Source organism: Symbiobacterium sp. (assembly GCF_040797425.1).
Taxonomy (GTDB): Bacteria; Bacillota; Sulfobacillia; order Symbiobacteriales; family Symbiobacteriaceae; genus Symbiobacterium.
This window is the reverse complement of sequence record NZ_JBFNEH010000135.1, coordinates 1-1,195: the sequence shown is the minus strand read 5'-3', so window position 1 is coordinate 1,195 and position 1,195 is coordinate 1. Positions and strand designations below refer to the sequence as shown.

The window sequence follows — 1,195 nt, the reverse complement described above, 5'->3', positions numbered from 1 at the left end:
CGCCTGGAGCGATCCGGACCCTTGTCACGTAGCGCAAGCTCGGCATTGGCTTGCTAATGACGATCAGCGCGGTCGGCGCGGTGATCCTCGGATTCGTCGGAGAGGCCGCGGCGCTAGCGTTCCTGTACTCGATCGCCGAAGCACTGGAAGACAAGGCGATGGACCGGGCCCAAGGCGGACTGCGGGCACTGTTGAAGCTGGTACCGCAGACCGCGACGGTGCTGCGCGACGGCACAGCGGCCGAGGTCGAAGCGAAGGACCTCGAGGTTGGCGAGCTAATGCTCGTGCGCCCCGGGGAGCGGATCGCCACGGACGGCATCATTCGGTCCGGGCGCTCCAGCCTTGACACCTCAGCGATCACCGGAGAATCCATTCCGGAGGAGGTTGCGCCCGGCGACGAAGTGCCTGCGGGAGCGATCAACTCCGCCGGGGTGCTGGAGGTCGAGACGACCGCAGCTGGAACGGACAACTCGCTGACCACACTCGTGGACCTAGTCGAGCAAGCGCAGGCGGAAAAGGGCGACCGCGCCCGGATCGCCGACCGGATTGCCCAACCCCTAGTGCCCGGGGTGATGATCCTGGCGGTGCTGGTCGGCGTTATCGGCTCGCTGCTGGGCGACCCTGAGACGTGGATCACCCGTGCGCTGGTAGTCCTGGTCGCAGCGTCGCCGTGCGCGCTGGCAATCTCCGTGCCGCTGACGGTCGTGGCCGCGATCGGCGCGGCCAGCCAGTTCGGAGTGGTCATCAAGTCCGGCGCGGCGTTCGAGCGACTCGGCGGCATCCGTCACCTGGCAGTGGACAAAACCGGAACCCTTACCCGCAACCAGCCTGAGGTTACCGGAGTGGTCCCGGTAGACGGATTCGATCGGACGCAGGTGCTTTCCTTCGCGGCAGCAGTTGAGCAGCAATCGACACACCCCCTCGCCGCGGCGATCGCGGCAGCGGGGCCCGAAGCGCCCACCGCCTCGGACATCAGCGAGGAAGCTGGGCATGGCATCGGCGGCACCGTCGAAGGCCGACGGGTGCTGGTGGGCAGCCCCCGATGGATCGACGCCGGGCCACTGAAAGCGGACGTTGAGCGCATGGAGTCCGAGGGCCAGACCTGCGTCCTGGTCACCGTCGATGACGCCCTCTCTGGGGCGATCGGGGTCCGCGACGAGCTGCGGCCCGAGGTGCCCGAAGCCGTGCAGACCCT

The 1,195-nt window shown here is 67.9% G+C and carries 1 protein-coding gene; it reads left to right on the top strand.

Annotated elements, in window-relative coordinates:
• Positions 1-56: 56 nt before the first annotated feature.
• Positions 57-1,195, top strand: a 1,139-nt coding sequence (locus tag AB2385_RS17080) for a heavy metal translocating P-type ATPase (RefSeq protein WP_367656210.1), incomplete at its 3' end; no start/stop codon positions are given.